Source organism: Pseudoflavonifractor sp. BSD2780061688st1 E11, assembly GCF_005844125.1.
Taxonomy (GTDB): domain Bacteria; phylum Bacillota; class Clostridia; order Lachnospirales; family Lachnospiraceae; genus Sellimonas; species Sellimonas catena.
In genome coordinates this window covers 72,711-94,443 of record NZ_SPHM01000007.1, presented here as the reverse complement: position 1 = coordinate 94,443, position 21,733 = coordinate 72,711, and the positions used below count along the sequence as shown (strand labels likewise).

General features: G+C 48.5%; 20 protein-coding genes. All 20 read right to left on the bottom strand.

Annotated features, from left to right (window positions below):
• Positions 1-15 precede the first annotated feature (15 nt).
• Entirely contained in the window at positions 16-942 is a 927-nt protein-coding gene (gene pyrF / locus FGQ85_RS04970) for an orotidine-5'-phosphate decarboxylase (RefSeq protein ID WP_087169393.1), read from the bottom strand.
• Between the two features lie 5 nt (positions 943-947).
• Complete coding sequence (locus FGQ85_RS04965; RefSeq protein WP_138372826.1) at positions 948-2,282, bottom strand: dihydroorotase; 1,335 nt, start codon at positions 2,280-2,282, stop codon at positions 948-950.
• 96 nt (positions 2,283-2,378) lie between these two features.
• Positions 2,379-3,587: a S41 family peptidase gene (locus FGQ85_RS04960; RefSeq protein ID WP_138372825.1), complete on the bottom strand. Its 1,209-nt coding sequence runs from the start codon at positions 3,585-3,587 to the stop codon at positions 2,379-2,381.
• 23 nt (positions 3,588-3,610) lie between these two features.
• The gene (locus FGQ85_RS04955) at positions 3,611-4,783 is read right to left on the bottom strand and encodes a peptidoglycan DD-metalloendopeptidase family protein (RefSeq protein ID WP_243128485.1); all 1,173 of its coding nucleotides are present in this window, start codon (positions 4,781-4,783) and stop codon (positions 3,611-3,613) included.
• A 21-nt stretch (positions 4,784-4,804) separates the two neighbouring features.
• Positions 4,805-5,713, bottom strand: a complete 909-nt coding sequence (gene ftsX / locus FGQ85_RS04950; protein WP_087169396.1) for a permease-like cell division protein FtsX — start codon at positions 5,711-5,713, stop codon at positions 4,805-4,807.
• Positions 5,703-6,389 carry a cell division ATP-binding protein FtsE gene (ftsE, locus tag FGQ85_RS04945; RefSeq protein WP_087169397.1) on the bottom strand — a complete coding sequence of 229 codons (687 nt, stop codon included), beginning with the start codon at positions 6,387-6,389 and terminating at the stop codon, positions 5,703-5,705. The genes ftsX and ftsE overlap by 11 nt, the downstream gene beginning before the upstream one ends.
• A gap of 48 nt (positions 6,390-6,437) precedes the next feature.
• Entirely contained in the window at positions 6,438-7,526 is a 1,089-nt protein-coding gene (locus FGQ85_RS04940; protein ID WP_087169398.1) for a helix-turn-helix domain-containing protein, read from the bottom strand.
• A 197-nt stretch (positions 7,527-7,723) separates the two neighbouring features.
• Positions 7,724-8,422 carry a WecB/TagA/CpsF family glycosyltransferase gene (locus FGQ85_RS04935; protein ID WP_171027885.1) on the bottom strand — a complete coding sequence of 233 codons (699 nt, stop codon included), beginning with the start codon at positions 8,420-8,422 and terminating at the stop codon, positions 7,724-7,726.
• Positions 8,423-8,858: 436 nt separating this feature from the next.
• Positions 8,859-9,056, bottom strand: a complete 198-nt coding sequence (locus FGQ85_RS04930) for a small, acid-soluble spore protein, alpha/beta type (RefSeq protein WP_087169400.1) — start codon at positions 9,054-9,056, stop codon at positions 8,859-8,861.
• Positions 9,057-9,106: 50 nt separating this feature from the next.
• Positions 9,107-9,310 carry a PspC domain-containing protein gene (locus tag FGQ85_RS04925; protein WP_087169401.1) on the bottom strand — a complete coding sequence of 68 codons (204 nt, stop codon included), beginning with the start codon at positions 9,308-9,310 and terminating at the stop codon, positions 9,107-9,109.
• Between the two features lie 50 nt (positions 9,311-9,360).
• Positions 9,361-10,194, bottom strand: a complete 834-nt coding sequence (locus tag FGQ85_RS04920; protein WP_087169402.1) for a DUF4097 family beta strand repeat-containing protein — start codon at positions 10,192-10,194, stop codon at positions 9,361-9,363.
• A 1-nt stretch (position 10,195) separates the two neighbouring features.
• Complete coding sequence (locus tag FGQ85_RS04915; RefSeq protein WP_087252492.1) at positions 10,196-10,924, bottom strand: DUF1700 domain-containing protein; 729 nt, start codon at positions 10,922-10,924, stop codon at positions 10,196-10,198.
• The gene (locus FGQ85_RS04910; protein ID WP_087169404.1) at positions 10,924-11,244 is read right to left on the bottom strand and encodes a PadR family transcriptional regulator; all 321 of its coding nucleotides are present in this window, start codon (positions 11,242-11,244) and stop codon (positions 10,924-10,926) included. Before FGQ85_RS04910 ends, FGQ85_RS04915 begins: the two co-directional genes overlap by 1 nt.
• A gap of 203 nt (positions 11,245-11,447) precedes the next feature.
• Entirely contained in the window at positions 11,448-11,822 is a 375-nt protein-coding gene (gene crcB, locus FGQ85_RS04905; RefSeq protein ID WP_087169405.1) for a fluoride efflux transporter CrcB, read from the bottom strand.
• A 1-nt stretch (position 11,823) separates the two neighbouring features.
• The gene (locus FGQ85_RS04900; protein WP_118637533.1) at positions 11,824-12,726 is read right to left on the bottom strand and encodes a carbon-nitrogen hydrolase family protein; all 903 of its coding nucleotides are present in this window, start codon (positions 12,724-12,726) and stop codon (positions 11,824-11,826) included.
• Between the two features lie 15 nt (positions 12,727-12,741).
• The gene (locus FGQ85_RS04895; protein ID WP_138372823.1) at positions 12,742-13,011 is read right to left on the bottom strand and encodes a DUF1294 domain-containing protein; all 270 of its coding nucleotides are present in this window, start codon (positions 13,009-13,011) and stop codon (positions 12,742-12,744) included.
• A gap of 9 nt (positions 13,012-13,020) precedes the next feature.
• A complete protein-coding gene (gene addA, locus FGQ85_RS04890; protein WP_243128484.1) occupies positions 13,021-16,578 on the bottom strand; it encodes a helicase-exonuclease AddAB subunit AddA in 3,558 nt (1,185 codons plus the stop codon).
• Positions 16,579-16,583: 5 nt separating this feature from the next.
• Entirely contained in the window at positions 16,584-19,931 is a 3,348-nt protein-coding gene (addB, locus tag FGQ85_RS04885) for a helicase-exonuclease AddAB subunit AddB (protein ID WP_138372822.1), read from the bottom strand.
• Between the two features lie 9 nt (positions 19,932-19,940).
• Complete coding sequence (gene hflX / locus FGQ85_RS04880) at positions 19,941-21,179, bottom strand: GTPase HflX (protein WP_138372821.1); 1,239 nt, start codon at positions 21,177-21,179, stop codon at positions 19,941-19,943.
• Positions 21,176-21,712, bottom strand: coding sequence for a tetratricopeptide repeat protein (locus FGQ85_RS04875; RefSeq protein WP_138372820.1), 537 nt, complete (start codon positions 21,710-21,712; stop codon positions 21,176-21,178). The genes hflX and FGQ85_RS04875 overlap by 4 nt, the downstream gene beginning before the upstream one ends.
• Positions 21,713-21,733 lie beyond the last annotated feature (21 nt).

Sequence of the window (21,733 nt, the reverse complement as noted above, 5' to 3'; positions counted from 1 at the left end):
TCCCCTTATCCGGTATTATCTGTTGTTCAGTGCCTGACTGATATCCGCAATCATATCTTCTACAGCCGCTCTGGAAGCATCTCCAAAATTCTCGGCTCCAAAACGTGCGTATTTCTCCTGCTTGTAGGCCGCGATAATGCCTCTGGATGAGTTGACAATTGCTCCAAGACCGTCCTCGTTAAAGAAGTGTACGAGATCCTTGCCCTGTCCGCCCTGTGCGCCGTATCCCGGTACCAGAATATAGGACTTCGGCATAATCTTGCGGAGCACTTTTCCCATCTCCGGGTACGTTGCTCCTACAACCGCGCCGATGTAGCTGTACTCATCTCCCATGCATCCTTCTCCCCACTGGGCAACTTTTTCTCCAACCAGTTCGTAGAGCGGACGTCCGTCGATCAGCTGATCCTGGAATTCACCGCTTGACGGGTTGGATGTTTTAACAAGAATAAAGAGACCTTTCTTTTCTTCTTTGCAGACATCGATAAACGGATTGACTCCGTCGGAACCAAGATACGGATTGACTGTCACAAAATCCTCGTCAAACGGGGCGTAGGATCTGCTTCCCACCTGTACCTTTCCGATATGTCCTACCGCATAGGCTGCGGATGTAGATCCGATATCTCCTCTCTTGATATCTCCGATAACAACAAGCCCTTTCTCCTTGCAGTAATCTACTGTCTTTTTAAATGCCGCAAGTCCCGGAATACCGAACTGCTCATACATGGCGATCTGCGGTTTCACTGCCGGAATCAGATCGTAAGTCTTGTCCACGATCTCTTTATTGAACTGCCAGATTGCTTCCGCAGCTCCTTCCAGTGTCTCTCCGAATTCTGCAAATGCTTTTGCTTTTACCTGATCCGGTATATAATTCAACATCGGATCCAGTCCTACTACGATCGGTGCATTTGTTTTCTTAATGTTTTCCACTAATTTGTTAATCATACTCTCTACTCCTGTTCCTCATATGCTTGATTTTTATAGACAACATTTCCGTCTACCAGTGTGTATTTGACATCTCCTTTGACCTTCCATCCGTCAAACGGAGTATTCTTCCCTTTCGAGAAAAAGGTGTCCGTATCGATCTCATACTCTCTGGACGGATCGAAGACAACCAGATCCGCGATCTTTCCCTCGGATACAGAACCTTTGTCTTTCAATCCCAGAATTTTTGCCGGCGCAAAACTCATCCGCTCTGCCATCTGCATCGGCGTAAGCACACCTCCCTCGACAAGCTCTGTATAAGTCAGCGCCGCGCTGGTCTCCAGTCCTACAATTCCAAACGCCGCCTTTCTCATCGGTACGTCTTTCTCCTCAACGGAATGCGGGGCATGATCCGTGGAGATAGCCTCCATGACTCCTTCCTTCAATCCCTGACGGAGCGCTTCCACGTCTTCCATCTCCCTAAGAGGAGGATTCATCTTGAACCGTCCATGGTCCTCCGTAATATCATCGGTGGAAAGGGTAAAATGGTGCGGGCAGACTTCTGCTGAAACAGAAATGCCTTCCGCCTTTGCCATCCGCATCAGATCCACCGTGCCCTTTGTGGAGCAGTGGCACAGATGCAGGTGTACTCCGGTCTCCTTTGCAAGAAAAATATCACGAGCGGTGATAATGTCCTCAACGGAATTGGTGATTCCCGGAAGCGAAAGCTCCTCGCTTCTCTGACATTTGTTCATCACGCCGTCCTCTCCGGTATCCGGATCCCGGCGCAGATCGATCTCCTCGCAGTGCGCAAAAATCAGAAGTCCGTACTTTTTCGCAAGTTTCATTCCCTCACGGTACAGTGCGGAATTCATGACTGACTTTCCGTCCTCGGAAAGTGCCATACACCCTGCTTCTGCCATTCCTTTGATATCGGCAAGTTCTTTTCCCTCTTCTCCTGCCGTGATTGCTCCAAGCTGGATGATATTCACCGGCGACTCTTCCTTTGCCCGGCGGTGTACTTCCTCCACCTTTTCTTTCGTATCAATCACCGGTTTTGTATTCGGCATGGCGCATACTGTTGTTACCCCGCCCCGGGCAGCCGCTTCGCCTCCTGTTTTCAAAGTCTCTTTATACGTCAGCCCCGGATCGCGGAAATGTACATGCAGATCGATAAATCCCGGCATCACGTAGCAGCCGGAAGCATCCAGCATCTGCACATCCTCACTTTCAAGGCATCTCTGTATTTCTTCTCTGGTTCCTACTTTTTTGATTCTTTCTCCGTCTACCAGAACATCACAGACCTGGTCTGTTCCGGTAAGCGGATCCAGCACATGTCCATTCTGAATCCATGTTTTCATTCAGCTTTCTTTCCTTTCTGCTTTTGCATATTCCTCATGCTCAAGTATATATCATATCTATCTTACCATAGGACATAAAAAAAAGGAATGAAAATATCATTCCTTTTCTGTTCCATCTACGGCATTTTGTACTGTCTCGACCGCTTTTTCCAGCTGATTGTCCGTCTGATCATCCGCTGACTTTTCCACAACAATATCCGGGGTAATTCCTTCTCCATGGATATTTCGGCCGTCCGGCGTAAAATACTGTGCCGTCGTAAGTTTTAAGCAGGAGCCGTCAGACAGGGAGTAGAGTGTCTGTACGATCCCTTTCCCGTAAGTCTGTGTCCCGATGATGGTTCCTGTCCCATAGTCCTGAACCGCGCCGGAAAAAACTTCAGAGGCACTTGCACTTCTGCCGTTCACAAGAACTGCGAGGGGCTTCGTAAACTGGTGCTCATCATCTGATGTTTTCGTGTCCACACGCTCCCCGTTTTTGTCTTCAGTATAGACAATTGTCCCCTCAGGGAGAAGCAGATCAAGAATCTGACAAACGGTATCCAGATTTCCTCCCGGGTTGTCACGAAGATCCACGACAAGAGCTGTCATTCCTTCTTTTTCCAACGTTTCCAGTCCGTTCTGGAATTGTTCATAAGTAATACTGTCAAACTCGGTAATCTTAAGATATCCGACTCCGCCTTCCTTCATCTCAGTCTTTACAGTCCGGTTCTCCACAATCTTTCTTGTCAATTCCATATCAATACTGCTGCCATCTCTGCGCACAGTTACGGTGAGCTTCGTATTTTCTTCTCCTTTTACCAGATCTACAACATCTGAGAGGGACATTCCTGTCACGTCCTTTCCGTCTACCGACAGAAGGACATCTCCGTTTTTCATTCCTGCGTCCTCAGCCGGGGTGTCTTCGTAGACTTCCTGCACGGTAATCTCAAGTGTCTCCTGATCCTGTGCCATCAAAGCCCCTATCCCCGCATATTTTCCCTCGGTGGAAGCAAGAAGGTCTTCTGTCTCCTCCTTGTCATAATAGACCGAGTAGGGATCTCCAAGTCCCGCCACATAGCCTTTCAGTGACATATCCTGCAGATCTTCCTCTCTTACCTCATCCTCGTAGAGAAACTGATTTTCGATAATACTCTGTATCTCGGCAGCCTTCCTTGACGTGCCGGCACTGATTGCATCCGTGTGAAGACTGATCCTTCCCGTTGCTGTTAATCCTGCCAGCACAAGCAGTGCCGCCATAAACATCGTGAGGGCGCCGTAAAGCGCCCCCTTAAGTAAAATTCGTTTTTCTTTCCTTTGATCTTCCATCTGATCCCTTTCTGAGTCTGAAATTATAAGTAACTCAATGGATTCACCGGTGTTCCGTTTACATGTACTTCATAGTGAAGATGCGGTCCGGTTACAATTCCCGTCGCACCGATCGCCGCAATATTCTGTCCCCTGGACACCTTCTGTCCTGCACTGACATACACGGCGCTGCAATGCTGGTACCATGTCTGGATTCCATTTCCATGATTGACTACTACATAATTTCCACGTGCGCTGTTATAAGATGCCGTGACAACGGTTCCGGCTTCCGACGCATAGATCGGCGTTCCGGTCGCTCCGCCAAAATCGATACCGTCATGTCTGCTCGTCGCACCTGCCGTCGGAGCTGTACGATATCCATACCCGCTTGTGATCCGCGGACTTGCAACCGGGTAAGCCAGTGTACCATTTCCGGACACATAGGAACTTCCCGCACTTGATGAACTTCCGGAAGAAGATGCGGCCTGAGCGGCTCTCCTTGCAGCTTCTGCTGCTGCCTTTCTGGCAGCTTCCGCTTCCGCCTGACGTCTCTTGGCCTCTTCGGCCTCCTTAATCAGCTGCTGAAGCTTTGCGGCATTTTCACCGATCTGCTGTTCCAGACTGGAAATCTGCACTTCCTTTTCCGCGAGAAGCTGGTTGACACTGTCACGCTTTGCGATCAGATCATTCTGTAGTGCCTTCAGCTCCTCTTCCTCTTTCTGAAGCGCCTTTTCTTTCTCCTCAATCTCCTTTGTCAGCTGTTCATACTTTTCCAGCATGTTTCTGTCGTACTCGGAGATTGTCTGAACATATTCTGCTTTATTCAGCAGGTCTCCCATACTCCTGGCACTTAAAAGGATCTCAATCAGGCTGGTGTTTCCGTTCTCATACATATATTTTATGCGAAGCTTCATCGCTTCATACTGGTCATTTTCCTGGATCTGGGCCTGCACAAGTTCATCCTGCGCTTTTTTGATCTCATCCTGCTTCTTTGTCAGCTTTTCCTCCGCTTCCTGCATATCGCTGATCACCTGATTCAGCTGACCGGCAAGGGAGTTTTTCTCATTCTCCGCCGCTTCTTTCTGCTGCTGAAGCTCCTTTCCTCTCTGCTCGGCCTCTGAAATAGAATCAGCCTGCACAGGAACTGCGGTAAGTGAAAATATCATGATGCCCGCCATGAACGCAGCTGCCATATGTCTGGCTTTCTTTTTCAACATGATCTTTTGTCCTCCTTATGACTACGCGCGCAAGTGCTTCCGAATGGTGATAAAACTTCCAAGGAATCCGATACCGGCACCCAGAGCAAGCCCTACCGGAAGCAACGTACGGTAAACATCCATGACAGGAATAAAATCAATAATATTGTTCAGAAGACTGAATCTCGTCATAATATACTCTACTGCCTTATTATACATGAAGTAGAGAAGAATCAGAGGAATAATCGCTCCCACGATTCCGATGATAAGACCTTCGATTACAAACGGCGCCCGGACAAACCCGTCCTTCGCACCGATATATTTCATAATGGCAATCTCTTCACGCCGTACCGTCACACCCATTGTAACTGTGTTGCTGATCAGGAATACGGATACAGCAAGCAGGATCGCGATAATCGCAATGGATACATACCAGATCAGGGAGTTCAGTCTTGTCAGTGTCTTGGCAACAACGTCAGATTTGTTGACATTGCCGACTCCCTCCAGACTCTGTGCATGCTCTACGATATCCTGCTGTTTTGAGACATCGCTCATATACACCTCATAGTGATTGGAATTGATCAGCGGGTTGTCATCAGCAAATCCCTCTGCCGCATCTTCATTGCCTGCAAAATAATCTTCCTGGAACTCTTCCCATGCCTGTTCTCCTGAGACGTACTCTACTCTCAGGACACCGTCCTGCTGTTTCAGATCATCTCCGATGGCCTGAATCTGCTCTTCGGAGGTGCCTTCATTAAAGAAAACTGTAATCGCAACCCCTTCTTCTGCCTTCTGAACCATGTAATTGAAGTTCATGACGATCGCAAAGAAAAGGCCAAACACGAAAATACATGCTGCCATCGTTGCAACAGAAGCAAGTGAGAACAGCTTGTTACGGAAAATGTTCTTAACCCCCTGCTTTGTCGAATATCCTATTGTACTAATTTTCATTATTATACCCACCTTTTTGTTCGTCGCTTACAATAACGCCCTTCTTCATTGTGATAACGCGTTTTTTCATCTCGTTTACGATTTCCTGGTTATGTGTCACGACAAGGACCGTCGTTCCACGGTCATTGGCCTCCTCAAGAAGCTTCATGATCTCCCATGAATTGGTCGGGTCGAGATTTCCCGTAGGCTCATCCGCCAGCAGGATCGCAGGCTCATTAACAATTGCTCTTGCAATGGCCACCCTCTGCTGTTCCCCTCCGGAGAGTTCTTTCGGAAACGCTTTATATTTCTGTGCCAGTCCCACAAGCGACAATGCTGCCGGCACTTTCTGCTTGATAATACGCGGTGATGTCTCTGTCACGCGGAGAGCAAATGCAATATTCTCATAGATATTCCGGTCTTTCAGAAGACGGAAATCCTGGAATACAACCCCCAGATGTCTCCGGTACTGAGGTATCTTTCTGTGTTTCAGACGGTTCAGGTTCTGGCCGTTGACAATAATACTGCCGCTGGTCGGATCCAGTTCCTTTAACAGTAAACGAATCAGTGTAGATTTCCCGGAACCACTGTCACCGACAATAAATGCAAACTCTCCTTTTTCAATCTTCAGGTTTACACCATTGAGCGCAGCAATCCCTTTGGAATACTCCTTCGTTACTTCCTTAAATTCAATCATAAGTCTCCTCCTGCTAATTACTGATACTCCTTGTAATCTGGCTGCCTTTTAGTATTCCTGTGTCTCCATATACTTCATGTATTTGACTACCATCAGCGCAATCTTGAAAGTAATGGCATCCTCGAACACACGAAGATCCAGCCCGGTGCTCTTCTGAAGCTTGTCAAGACGGTATACCAGTGTATTTCTATGGATATACAGCTGTCTCGATGTCTCAGATACATTCAGGCTGTTTTCAAAAAACTTGTTGATTGTTGTCAGCGTCTCCTCATCAAAGTCATCCGGGGATTTTCCCTCAAAAATCTCCCTGATAAACATCTTGCACAGCGGAATCGGAAGCTGGTAGATCAGCCGGCCGATGCCAAGCGCGCTGTATGCAATGATATCCTTCTCCTCAAAGAAGATCTTCCCGACATCCAGAGCAAGCTTTGCCTCTTTATATGATTTTGACACTTCCTTGATATCACTTACGATCGTACCGTATGCGATATGAGCCCCCTCTTCGCCTTCTGATTTTAACATAGAAAGCATCTCTTCGGCAACCTTTTCCATCTCGGCATAGCCTTCTCCCGCGGAAAGCTCCTTTACGACAATAATATTCTTTTCGTCTACGGCCGTGATGAAATCTCTTGTCTTTCCACCAAAAAGAGTACGAACATTGTCAAGTGCATTCGTATCTTTATCGTGAGAAGTTTCAATAATAAAGATAACACGTCTGACGTCAGTGTCAATATGCAATTTTTTGGCACGGTTATAAATATCCACCAGAAGAAGATTATCCAGCAGAAGATTTTTGATAAAATTATCTTTATCAAACCGCTCTTTATATGCGACAAGCAGATTCTGAATCTGGAATGCCGCAATCTTTCCGATCATATATACGTCGTCATTTCCTCCGTTTGCAAGAAGGATGTACTCCAGCTGATGTTCGTCAAAAATCTTGAAGAACTGATATCCCTGGATCACCTGGCTGTCGGCCGGAGATGCTACAAAAGAAAGTACCGCATTCTCATAATCGCCGTTTTCAGGGAATGTCGATGCCAGCACCTTCCCATCGATATCCATGACACATAAATCAATTCTCGTTATTCCCTTTAATCCTTCAATGGTGTTCTGTAGTATCTGGTTTGATATCATTCCGACTCCTCTTTTCTCCATTTTTTGTATGCAATTTTCACAATCGCATTGTTCTTTTCTTTCGTTTTCTAAAACTCACCTATGTTATATACTAATATAAATTCACAAAAAAAGAAAGAGGAAATAGCATTTTTTTATGCATTTCCTCTCCCCGCATCCGGTCTTTCCACTGCATGACTCTGTGCATTGTGACGAAATTACTGTTTGCTTCCCGACTGCCCCTGCTGTTCCTTTTCTTTCCTTTTTATTTCCGATTTCAGTTTGAATTTTACAAAAAAATCCTGCAGTCGGCTTTTTTTATTATTTTTCTGTTGTATATTCTTAATTACTTCACCAAGGCCCACCCAGATTCTGGCATCCAGCACAGACTTGTTCTCGCCAATAAAATCTTCCTGAAGCGGAGATGGAAGCACGGAAATAATACAGTCAATCTCAGCTCCATTGATCTTATTGACAATCATATCACTCACTCCGGGCCTGTCCTCAACGATCTCGGCACCGGAAATCTCAATTCCGGAATAGTACCGCTCCAGATACTCCCTCAGAATTTCCTGTTTGTCGTCTCCCGGCGCCAGCAGAAATACTTTCCGACGATCCTTTTTCAGATATCTGAGAAACATCTTGACAAACAGATTCGTTTCAGCCTCCCGAAGAAGCGTCCGGTCTTCCACCCCCGACAACTCCAGAAGTGTCCTGTCTCCCACGACAAGAAGATCCATCTGTGCAATCTTCTCCCGAAGATCACCTGTTTCTGTCAGTTCGATTACTGAAGTTCCGGCCAGGATCTCTATAGTACTGATCGGTTCCGTTTCCATATAGCGGATTGCTTCCTGCATTGCCTCTTTTGCTGTATATCCGTCTAATTGTACGCCTAAAACCTCAAACTTTTCACACATACTATCACCTATCATTCCTAACCGGGCAATTATAGCAGACCCCCAGCCGAATTTCAACAATTCTCACAAACTCTTCACACAAATTAACACTTTTGTAAAGCTACAAGCCAGGGGCTGGGAAGAAGAGGATAAAGGATGGCAAACTTGTTTGACAGACAGCATCCTCTTATTTCCAGCGTATGGCGACAGCCATCAAGCGAGGAAATCGGTCATTTCACTCCCCCTCTTCTACCTCCCCTCCCTCCGATTTCCGAGCTTGCCCCTGGCGTATCCCCCTTTAAACAGGGATGCCTGATGGCAAACTTGTTTAGCAGACGGCATCCAATATTTTCCAGCGTATGGCGACAGCCATCAAGCGAGGAAATCGGTCATTTCACTCCCCCTCTTCTACCTCCCCTCCCTCCGATTTCCGAGCTTGCCCCTGGCGTATCTCCATTCACTCCCCGGTTTTCTTTTCCCTCCTCCTTCGGTTCACCATTCCTCCGATTCTCCCTGTCTCCTTCGAGGAAAGAGACTTCCATCCGTCATTCATCACCCGGTCCAGAAGTCCAAGTTCTTCCGCAATCTCGTATTTTAACTTTTCCTCTTCTGTCAGTTCGCTTAAGTTGATTTTCTTTTCTTTTTTCTGAGACATAAAAATACCCTCTCCTTTCATGGAGAGAGTATTTCCATCCTTTTCCTTCTTTATACGCCTTCCGGACGCTCCGGCATCACAACGGCCGCGATGAAATATCCCAGGACTCCTGTCCCGAAGCTTGCGCAGGTAAACAAAACGTATCCCAGCCGTATGATGGTCGGATCAATGTGGAAATATTCTGCCACACCTGCACACACTCCGCAGAGCAGCCTGTCATGATTTGAACGGTATAATCTTTTTTCCGGTTCCATATCTTCTATTCCTCCTGTCCGTTTATCTGAGTTCTCCGTTTCTTCCCGAATTATTTAAATACAATTTCGATGCTTCCTGCCATACAGTCAGCTTTGATCTTTTTCCCTGTTCCATGGTCCTGATCATAGTTTTCCTGAAGTCCCGAAGCAACGGATTCACCGTCAATACTGATATCTCCTGCACTTGCCTTCATCTTATAATCGTATTCAGACCGGTCCCCGGAAAGTTCGAGTGTAATGCCTCCTGCATTACAGGAAACGTCTGTATCGGACGGGCTGTTCCCTCTGCTCAGTTCTACACTTCCTGCATCACATTCAATCTCTATCTTCCCTGCCGAAAATGTATCTGCCTCTACAGCTCCAGCGCCAACATCGAGATCCAGCTTCTCGCATCGAATCTCCTCAAACCATATAGATCCTGCACCGGCATATCCTTTTACCTTATCAAATTCAATCTTCTTCGGTACAGTAATAATCACCGTAGCATCCGAGTCATCCTGCCAATGATTATTTCTTTCCTTTTCTGAGCGAACCACAAGTTTTGTCCCGTCTTTTTTCACTTCCAGCTCGGACTCCGTATCCACATCTCTTGTGTCAATCCTTATCTGACCGGACTGGTCCGTACTGGTCTTTACCTCGACTTTCATTGCTTCTGCCCGGATATCCAGACTTTGAATTCCCGAAAAACTCTTGAAATATACAGTATCTCCTGTTTTTTCGTGATGCTCTGTGTCATTTTCATGAAGCCATCTGACATACGGGAAAAAATCAGATGGTATTTCTGACCGGTCTATTCCGATCGCTGCTGCCGAAACACACATCCCCGCTCCCAGAACAGCCAGTATTCCACAAGTAATCAGAACACCTTTCCACCTCTTTCTCATACTATGCGCGCTCCTTTCCTCTGTAAAACAGTCTCCTTGTGACTCCTGTCAACACCCGGAAAATAGACGGAACCATGACGCAGCAAAGTCTGACGCTGAACACGGTAAGCAAAATTCCCGCGGAAAGCAGAAGAAGCCCGATTCCGCAGACGAGGAATCCTGCTGAAATTGAAGAAAACATTACTGTCACTCCTGCCACTGCCATCGCCACTCCGCAAACCGCAATGCAGAATGAAAAAATAACAAAAGCAAAAAAGATTCCGAAGGCTCCTGCAATCAGTCCAAAAAGCCCTGCTACAGCTCCGCCGACGATTGGAATCACGACAGGAAATCCTACACAGATAATAAGTATGATCAAAATGATTTTTAATGTCCTGCTGGTCCAGGGCCTCCTCTCCGGCTGCCCGTCTCCGTATCCGCGGTACGACTCCTCTTTTCCCGTGTAACCGCTGCTTGTCGTATAGTCCGCCGGCACCTCTCTGTCGTCGTACCGGCTCTGAAAAAATCCATTCTCAGCGTACGCATCCCCTGCATCTTCCCCTCTTAATCCTTCCCGGATCATCAGGGCAACTTTCTCCGGACTTCCCAGTTCTTTTATGATCTGTTCCTCCATCTCCGGTCCTGCATCCGCAAAATAGTCTTCATAATACTGGACGGCCTCTTCCCGCTCTTCTTCTGAAAGATCGCCGAGAAGTATTCTCAATCTTTCCAAAAACTCCTGACGATTCATCAAATCATTCCTCCCTCAAAAATATCAGTAATCTTTTTTGAATATTTCAGCCACTCGGACCTGTACAGCTCCAGCATGACCGCTCCCTTGTCAGTTACTTTATAATACCGTCTGTTCCTTCCGTCATACTGTCTGTCGTAGACCTCCAGGCACTCATCTTTCTGCAGTCTGCGAAGCACCGGGTAGAGTGTGGATTCGGAAATGTCAATCGCCTTTCTGACATCCTGCGTAATCTTATAACCGTATGTCCCCTCTTCTTCCCGCGATACAACCGCCAGCACAATTGCATCCAAAAGGGCTGCTCCGGTATTAAAAACCATAGCCTCACTTCCTTTTATATGCCGGGGTATCCTCCCCGAAACTTATTGACTCCTATATCATATCGTTTTCTATATTATACGTCATATAATATTGTACGTCAATGAATTTATATAAAAGAAATGCGAAAGATTTTCTGAAGACTGCCACAAAGGACTTTTCTGCAAAATAAAAGAGAACCCCGTTTCCAGGATTCTCCTGTCTTCTATCCCCGCACCTGAACTGCAATCATTCTTCCAAGACATACACCTGCCAGACAGCAGATTACACTCAGGGCAATATAAAGTCCTCCGCTCAGCATTTTTCCCTGTTCCAGAAGCGTCCAGGCTTCCAGCGAAAATGTGGAAAATGTGGTAAAGCCTCCGCAGAATCCGGTCTTCCAGAACCATGCGTGTCTTTTTGACACATCAGGATCCTCCCCCGCCAGTATTCCTGCCAGAAAACCGATTACCACCGCGCCCAGCAGATTGGTCAGGAAGGTCCAGACCGGAAAATCTCCCCTGACCGGCAGAAGACTCAGTGCGTACCTTGCCGATGCGCCAAGCGCTCCTCCCAGCGCCACATAACAAACTCCCGGCATCTTAACCTTCCTCCTTTTCCTTTGTCAGTGGGGTTCGTATAAACGGCTCTTCTACAGCCGGATCCAGAAGCTTTTCATAGGCTCCGGTTTTCCGGTAGGCATTCCCCCACGTTTCGTTTTTCCGGTACTCCCGGATCTCTTCTATAGGAAACTCCGCCATCAGAATCCCCTCCTCCTCCGATGCCATCAGAATTGTCGGATCCTGATATCCATCTTCACCGAACACAACCGGAGAAAACGCACAGGACTGTCCCCATCCCCTGCCGGGGTAATTGGCCATGGCAATTCCGGTCATATTTTCAAAGGCACGTGCCTCCAGCTGGTGCAGGCGGGCGGGATTCATGTCGCAGGCATTCGGCACAAGAATCAGTTCTGCTCCTTTCAGCATGAGAACCCTTGCACTTTCCGGAAATTCTCTGTCATAGCAGATCATGATTCCGATCCGGACACCGTCAAATTCTGCGGTTTCAAAGGACGTACCGCTCTGTAACAGCGCCTCCAGGGAAAAGTCACACGTATGTACCTTGGCATATCGAAGAAGGATTTCTCCTTCTCTTCCTATCAGAAATGCTTCATTCTGCGGTCCTTTTTCCCCTTCATACATACCGGTGATCACTGCGCCGACGGAGAGCCGCTTTGCCGTCTCCCTGAGTGTCCGGATATAGGCACTGTCCTCTCCAACCGCCTGAGAAATCCATGCCTTTCGCTCTTTTTCTCTTTCTTTCTGAAAGGGATCATCAAATGCCTCCGGAAAAGGCGGCGCATATCCAATCGACCACATTTCCGGGAAAAGCACCAGATCCGCGCCTGCCCGCCCGGCTTCCTCCATATAACGGACAGCCAGATCCAGATTTGCTTTCACATCATTCGGCACTGCCTTTTTTTGTACCAGTGCAATTTTCATTTCTTTTGCTCTCCTTTATCGCGGAAGGATTCCGTACACAACTGCCGCCTGTAAAACAACAGAGAGCGGTACCAGAATCCGGAATTTCCATTTTTTTGTCTTATGGTGAAAAACGGTCATGCCAAAAAGAGCTCCCGCCCCTCCAAGGCAGAAGGCACTTCCAAGGAGCGCTGCCTCGGAAATCCGCCATCTGTCATGCTTCGCCTTCCATTTATCAATTCCGTACATTATCAGTACGATTACGTTCCAGGCCGCCATCACCAAAAGCAGGTACTGCCAGATCATCGCTTCCTCCTATACTCTGATCTCCTTTCCAAGTGCAAAGGAATAGATCAGTTTTTCTTTTACATGTTTTCCAAGACTCTTTTCCAGAGCTTCCTGATAGTATTCCAGCTGAATACGGTAACGCCCTGTCAGTTCTTCTTCCGTTCTGACACGGTCAGTCTTATAATCGAGCAGGACGATTTCCCCGTCTTCCTCGAAAAACAGGTCAATAATCCCCTGCACAATCAGAAGTTCTCCACTTTTTTCTCCGCCGTTTTCCGGATAAATCCGGTCTGCTTCCACGCCAAGCACAAACGGCTGCTCTTTTTTCAGCTTTCCGTTCTGTGCCGCTTTCTGCATCCGGGCCGCACAGTCCGACTGTAAGAACTTCAGAATGTCTTCTCTTTCCACAGCCCCGGCGGATGCCTCATCGATCTTTTCCGCTTCCACGAACTGCCGGATTTCCTCTTCCAGTGTTTCCATGGTATAGGATTTTCCAAAATCCAGAAGTTCCAGAATCCGGTGGTAGGCTGTTCCTCTTGCCGCTCCCCGGATCTTCGTTTCCCCTTTCCTAAATTTGGGAATGATCTCTTCCTCCGGTTTCTCAAACAGTCGGACACCATCCTCTTCTTCCGGCTGCGGCTCATACGCCGCCCGTTTCAGTTCCGATACAGAAAACTTTCTCTTCCACCGGCTTTCCTCTTCATACGGATACCGGAAGAGATAGCTTTCCATCAGATGATTCCGGATTTCCTCATCATAGAGCTGCTCCGGATCAATGGCTTCGATATCCTCCCTGCGGATCTGTTTTCTTTCTTCCTCCATCACGGATTCCATCAGCACGTCTTCTTCCGTCAGAATTTCTACACGAATCGGCACCTTCTCTGACCATTCCGGATCATCCAGCCGGACCAGCGCCGGAATCAGGAAGTCCAGATAGCTTCCTGCCTTTTGCAAAAGCCCGAAGGAAAGCTGCCGCTCTGTCTGGCTTTTCACCCGCTCATACTGCTTTTGCTTTTCCCCGGCATGTTTCAGAGTTCCGGTGATAATCAGCTTTTCCTTTGCTCTTGTAAGTGCCACATATAAGACACGGAGCTCCTCTCCCAGATTTTCCAGCCGTGTTTCATTCTGGATCATCTTTTTCAAAAAGGACGGTGCCTGCATCCGCTCTTTTAAATAGACTGCATCCACACCGATCCCCAGATCCTGATGGATAACCACCTTTCTCTGAATATCCTGGGTATTAAACTTCTTTCCCATTCCGGAGACAATCACGATCGGGAACTCCAGACCTTTACTTTTATGAATACTCATGAGGCGCACCGTGTCAGCCATCTCATCGCTTGTATTGGCTTCCCCGTAATCGACCTGATATTTCTGCAGCTGCTCCACGTACCGCAGGAAATGAAATAGTCCTTTGTAACTCGTGCTTTCATACGCTTTTGCCTTCTCGATCAGCATATCCAGATTCGCTCTTCTTTGTATGCCGCCCGGCATGGCAAGGACATAGTCCCGGTATCCGGTTTGAGATACAACCTGCTCCAGCAGTTCATGAATCGCTGTGTACGGCACCTGTTCCCGAAACCTGTGTACCTGTTCGTAAAATACGCCAAGTTTCTCATCTTTCGTGTCCCTCGCAAAATCTGCCGCCGCCTGGTAAAACGGCTCTTCCGGATACGCGCACCGGATCCTTGCAAGCTCCTCATTTGTCAGTCCGCCAAAACAGGAGGAAAGCACTGCCGCAAGCGGAAGATCCTGCTTTTCATTATCCAGAATTTTCAGATAGTCTAAAAGAAGACTGATCTCCCTTGTCTGGAAGTATCCTTCCTTTGTCCCGCAGAATGTCGGAATTCCTTCCTCATTCAGCACTTTGGAGAAGACGTCCGTCCACCCTTTGAGGCTTCGGAGAAGAATCACGATATCTCTGTAGGATGCCTTTCGATAGACACCGGTCTCCTTGTCCAGCACCTCCGTATTTTTCAGAAGCTCCTTGATCCGGGCCGCCACAGCCCGCGCTTCCAGCTCTTTTGCCTCCAGCGACTCTCCCTCTTCGATCAGCAGGATCTCCGTATCAAATCCTTCCTTTTCCTCGAACTGTGCCCCCACGTACAGGGCCGCCTGCTCGTCGTACTCCACTCTTCCAAGAGATACTGTCATGATCTGATAAAACAGGAAATTGACCGCATCCAGCACTTCCCCCCGGCTGCGGAAATTTTTGTGCAGGTCAATTCTGCGCTGGTCCCCCTCTCCGGCCGTCTCATAGGATGCGTACTTTGCCATGAAAAGTTCCGGCCTGGAAAGCCGGAACCGGTAGATGCTCTGCTTCACATCCCCTACCATAAAGACATTGTACTGCCCATGACTGATCCGTGAAATCTGCATCAGAAGCGTCTCCTGAATCAGGTTGCTGTCCTGATACTCATCGATCATGATCTCTTCGTATTTCTTCCGGTATTCCTCGGCGATTTCTTCTTTTTTCAGGATCCGGAGCGCATACTGCTCCATATCCCCAAAGTCAATCACACCGGCATTTCTCTTCTTTTCTTCAAAAGCCCGTCCAAACGCAATTGTCAGGCGCACAAGCTCCCCGGCAAACGGGGCTGCCTGTTCCATATCCTCTTTTAAATCCGCCTCGGTCTCATAGAAGAACTGTTCTTTCAGAGCGGACAGTTCCTTTTTAACCTGATCCCGCAAGGACTTGACAAATGCCGTCTTCTCCTCGGAAACTGATTTATCTTTATTCGCCGCAAGCCTTGCGAACGACGCCCCCGCAATCTGCTCCTGAAGCTCCCCAAAGGTCTCCTCTGACCGCAGAGAACGGATCAGTCCGATATCCGAGGAAATCGTATCGGCATATGCGGCCGGTCCGTCCGGCTCCTCACACAGCTCTGCCGCGTAACGCAGTTCACTTTCCATATCCTCCAGCGTTGCCTTCGTATGCTCCACTGCCGCCTCAACAAACGGAAGTGTATCCCACGGTTCGCTTTTGACGGATTCATATCCTTCGATGCTGTCCAGAAGCCATTCTTCCGGATCCGGATTGCTTCGTGAAAACTCATAGAGCTCCAGAATCAACTCCTCGACTTTTTTGTCGTCTCTTCCCGTTGATGCCATCTCCACTAAGTCAGTAAATGAGCTTTCCCCTTTTGCATACTCCTCTTCCAGAAGGTTTTCCATCACTTCCTGCATCAGAAGTTTTCGTTCTCCTTCTTCCAGCGTCCGAAACCCCGGCTCCAGATCAATCGTGTGGAAATAATCCCGGATCACAGACAGACAGAAGCTGTGGATCGTCGTGATCTTTGCATGGTGGATGAGCGTTGCCTGCCGCTGCAGATGCGCATTGTCCGGATCTGTCTCCAGCTTCTTTTCAATGGCACCGCGGATTCTCTCTTTCATCTCGGCTGCCGCTGCCTCTGTAAAGGTCACAACGAGAAGCTGATCCACATCGAGAGGATTTTCCCCTTCCGTCAGCCTGGTAATGATCCGCTCCACAAGGACGGCCGTCTTTCCGGAGCCTGCCGCCGCCGAAACGAGAAGATTACATCCTCTGGCCGCTATGACCTGCTCCTGTTCTTTTGTCCATCCCACGATTCTCACTCCCCTTCCTGTTCCGAGAGTTCCTGCGCAATCAGCCGGAAAATCTCCTCCCGTTTTTTCGATACAAGGCTTCGGTAACCGCACCCCTCGATTCTTTCGTCAAAACCGCAGATACTGTGGTACGGGCAGTAATCGCACCCGGTGTTCATCCCCAGTTCATAAGGCTCTTTTTTTACATTTCCTTCCAGGATCTCTTCTTTAAGCTGCTTCGTCTTCCTCTTTGTATAAGAAGACAGAAGTCCGAATTCCGCCTTTGACGCGGCCCGGGAGGTTTTAGAAACGCTTCCGTCTTTGTTCCTTCCAAACGGCGCCGCAAGAGAACTTTTCGCTCCCGTATGATCCAGATGTCCGAGAACATCCGGATCGGAATTCACAAGACCATCGGGACGGAGCTCTTTTAACAGCTCCTCCTCGGCCTGATCTTCGTCGGATTTCGGAACCATCGGATCCTTCATCTGATAATAAAAGATTCCCGCCGGAATTACTTCCTTATTCGGATGCTTTTTCCGCTCCAGCTCCAGGGCTGCATTCATGTAAACGGCGAGCTGAAGCTGAAGACCGTAATAAAATGACGTGATATCAAAGGACTTGGATCCGGTCTTATAGTCCGTCACTTTGACATAAACCTGATTCTCATCTTCGCACGTATCAATCCGGTCGATGACGCCTCCTTCAAACCGGACTTCTGTCCCGGTCTGCCGGAAATCTCCCATTTTCTGCTGACGAAGCAGGGCCCATACCGTCCGGTCCACAAGCCTCTTCATTCTCGTAATCAGATATTCCCGGCGCTTCGTACTGTAAAGCACGGTATTTTCATAATCAATGATACTTTCCTCCACGCAGGCGTCCACCATTTCCCGGCGCATCTCGTCGGTGATATCCGTAACCGGGATCTCCAGTCTTTCTGCCTTCCCCGCAAAATGCTCCATCGCCTTGTGGAAGAGATTTCCCCAGTCCAGAGGCTTGAATTCATACTCCTGCCGCTCGCTTAACCGCAAGCCGTAGGCCATAAAATGCGCAAAAGCACAGGATGCATATTTCTCCAGACGGGTCACACCTTTGTCGATTCCTTCCCGGTAAAGAATCTCTGCCGCCTTCTTTGAGAGACGGTCATCCGGTATCCGGTAAAAATGTGCCTCCATCACCTGTTCCAGAGTTTGACTGCGTTTCGAATCCTTTTTATACCAGGCATAAAGCTCCTGCCACTGCGGATCTTCCGTCTCCTCATTCTGAAGTCCCCGGATCAGAAGTTCCAGACCGTTTTTCCCGGTCAGTTCCGTCTCTTTCAGGGTCCGTTCCTCCTCCCGCGTCACAGTCAGACGTGGAAACAGCTTCTGAATATCCCGGATCAGATAAGACGGTCTGAGAGAAGTCCCGTCCGCCGCCACCGAAGCATAAGACAGGTACAGCAGTTCCTGTGGTTTAGTCAGCATCGTGTACAGATAAAATTTCTGAATATAGGCCTGTTCTTTCCCTCCGGCGGAAAGTTCCGTCCCTCCGGACCGGATTTTCTCCCGGTCATACTCGGAGAGCAGCCCGCCCGAGCCAAGCTGCCCTGGAAGGAAGCTGTCGTTTGCGCCAAGGAAAAACAGGGCTTTGATATCAGTAAGCCTCGTCCGCTCCATGTCCCCGGCCATAACTTCATCAATTCCCGGCGGAATGACACCGACTTTCGCTTCCTCGAGTCCGGCGTCCAGAAGCTCCCCGTATTCCTCCAGAGAAACCTTCTCCTCCCCGAGAAGCGCTACAAATTTATCAAACAGATCGATGACAATCCGGTAAACCTGAGAATACTCCTTTGAAAGGGCGGCCTCGCCGCTCTTCTCAAAAACCTGTTCCTGCTCCCGAACCTTCCCGTACATTCCTTCCTGCACGAGAAAATCATAGAGTGCTTCCGTAATGTCCCTTACCGTCTTTTTCTGCTGCCGCAGCACAAAGACAAGACTGTCCACCTTTTCGATAAACCGGACACGGAGATGATTGACTTTTGCAAGCTCTTCTTCGCTCATCCCTTTGCTTTTCCGGATCCATGCGCCCTGCCACTTTTTGTATCCCCGGATTCCAAGGGCAAGCACATAGTTTTCCAGTGTATCGACTTCCTCCATCGTAAATCCGCTAAGGCCCGTCCTCAGAAACCGGAATACGCTTTCGTAGGTAAATCCCTTCTGGATCATGGCCGTCACACTGCGGACGTATTCTACAAATGGATTTAACAGCACACTTCGTTTCTGGTCTGCAAATACCGGAATCCCGTATTCGGAAAAAATTGTCCGGATATCATCCGAATAAGCGGACAGATCCGGCACGATCACCGCAAAATCCCGGTATCTCCATCCCTTTGTCCTGACAAGAAAACGGATCTTTCTTGCTGCCGCTTCCACTTCCTGCCCCGGCGTTGCCGCATGGCAGATCCGGATCCGGTCCTGTTCTTCTTCGTAACGGGCCTTGCCGTAGCGGAAAAGATGACGTTCCAGAAAGGCCATCGGAGTATTTTCGCGGAACCGGTACGGAATCTCTCCCTCCATCCATACGGGATCGTTCACCGTAATCTTCTTCTCCCGGCAGATGGCAAGGAGCTTTGTCGTCATCTCTTTACTGAGAGAAAACAGCTGGTACGGTCCCTGATAAAGATAAGGATTCTCATTCTTCGGAATCGTCACTGTCACCCGGACATCCTGACACACCTTGAGAAGCTGCTCCAGCAGCCGGTTCTGAACCGGGGTAAATCCGGTAAAGCCGTCCAGCGCAATGATGCTGTCCCGCAGAATGGCAGACTGCGGCACCCTCTCGCAGAGCAGATCCAGAATCTCCTCTCTTGTGATATATTTTTCCTCCAGATAGGCATAGAAGCCTTCATACACCTTCTTCAAATCAGAAAGCTTATAATAAAGCGAGGTTCCTTCCCCCGCCTGCTCCATCATCCGGTCAAGCTCTTCTTCTCCAATATCGTACTGGGTAAACTCGGAAATGACCGATTTCACTTCGCTGATATACCCCTGCCGCTTCAGATTTCCACGAAGGACAGTCAAATCGTCCTCATAATCCCCCGCAATCTTCCGGAGAATCAGATTTTTCCCCTCGTCATCCAGAACAATCCGGTCGTTCCCCCCGGTCTCTTCCATGACACGATAAGCAAGCCTTCCAAAACTTAACACATCAATATTCATGATCGCATGGTTCGGGCTTGCCTCCACAAGATCTTTCTGAGTCTGCATGGAAAACTGCTCCGGCACGAGAACAATATAAGTCTTCTCCGGATTTGCAGCCGCTTCTTCTACTGTCTTCTGATATAGAGAATGGGACTTCCCTGAACCGGAACTCCCAAAAATAAACTGTAATGCCATGACATTCTCCTAATTCACTTTTCCGTACAGTTCTCTCGGAACGAATCCTTCAATATAGATTCCATCCGCCTGATACTCTTCTTTCGTCACTTCTCCGTAGGCACGGATCATCTGAATCTTTCCTGCCTCCGCATACGGATAAAGACGCTTAATCTCCATTCTCTGTTCTCTGATCCAGTCTTCCAGAATCTCTTTCAGCGTATCCAGTCCCTGCCCTGTCTTTGCAGAGACCACGACTCTTGCATCCGACTTGAAATCCCGGATCAAAAGGTCTTCTCCTGCTTTGTCACATTTATTAAACACCGTAATCACGGTCTTGTTCAACACTCCGAGTTCTTCCAGTGTCTCATAGGTTACATACATCTGCTCATCCATCTGTGGATTGGACATGTCCGCCACATGCAGAATCACATCCGCATACTTTGCCTCTTCCAGCGTACTGCGGAATGCCTCGATCAGGTTATGCGGAAGCTTGCTGATAAATCCGACCGTATCGGTAAGAAGAATCTTCTGGCCTCCCGGAAGATTCAGCACTCTGGTTGTCGGATCCAGTGTTGCAAACAGCTTGTCCTCTTCCAGCACCGATGCACCTGTCAGTGTATTTAACAGCGTAGACTTTCCGGCATTGGTATATCCCACAAGCGCACAGACCGGCATATGGTTTCTGCTTCGCTGCTCCCTTGTCACTTCCCGGTGTCTGCGGACATCCGCAAGTTCCCGGTTCAGCTGGGCGATCCGGCTTTTGATCAGTCTCCGGTCCATCTCCAGCTTCTTCTCTCCCGGTCCTCTTGTCCCGATTCCTCCACCGAGCCTGGAAAGACTCTTTCCAAGTCCGGTCAGTCTCGACTGCCGGTATTTTAACTGGGCCAGTTCTACCTGAATCTTTCCCTCTTTAGTCGATGCTCTGGACGCAAAAATATCGAGAATCACAAGCGTCCGGTCCATAATCTTACAGTCCAGCACTTCCTCCAGATTGTTGATCTGTGAGGGGCTTAGCTCATCATCACAGACAATGCCGTCCGCTTCCTTTTCCCATACAAGCCACTTTAACTCGTCGAGCTTCCCGCTTCCGATATAAGTCCCCGGGTGAACCGCGTCTCTTAGCTGGATCATCTGTCCTGCCACTTCCGCTCCCGCTGTCTTTACCAGTTCGCCAAGCTCATCCAGCGACTGCTCTGCCTTTTCCAGATCATCCAGAGCCGCCGCCACAAGAATTACCTTTTCCTTTTTCCTTCCTGTCTCAATCATTCATTTCCCGCCTGTGTTTCTAAAAACTCTGCCTCTTTTTTCACATCTTCATCATCCGGCCAGGTCTGAAGATATGCATCCGCCTTTGCTCTGGCTTCTGTATACTTTCCTGCCTTTTCCAGAGAGAAGATCTGATTGTAGGCCATTTCCTTTTTCAAATCATCCCCGGCGCCTTCCATCCGGCTTCCGGTCTCAAAAGAGTCTGCCGCTTTTTCATACTCCCCGGTCTGCATATACGAAATTCCAAGCAGATTGTAAAGCTCCGGCGTTGCCCCGGCGCCTTTTTCAAGCGCTGATTCAAAAGCGGACGCCGCCTTATCATACTGCTCCAGTTCATAATAGCTGATGCCAAGTCCCCGGTATGCTTCCTTTTCCATATCAGAATCCTTTGAAGCTTTTTCAAAAGTCTCGGCGGCCTGCTCATACTTTCCCTCTTCAAGAAGGGATTTCCCTTTATCAATCTGTGTGGCACATCCTGTCATCGTAAATGAAAGCAGGCATGCCGCCATTATCATTCCAATTCGCTTTTTCATTTCCCTTATCACCCTTATCTT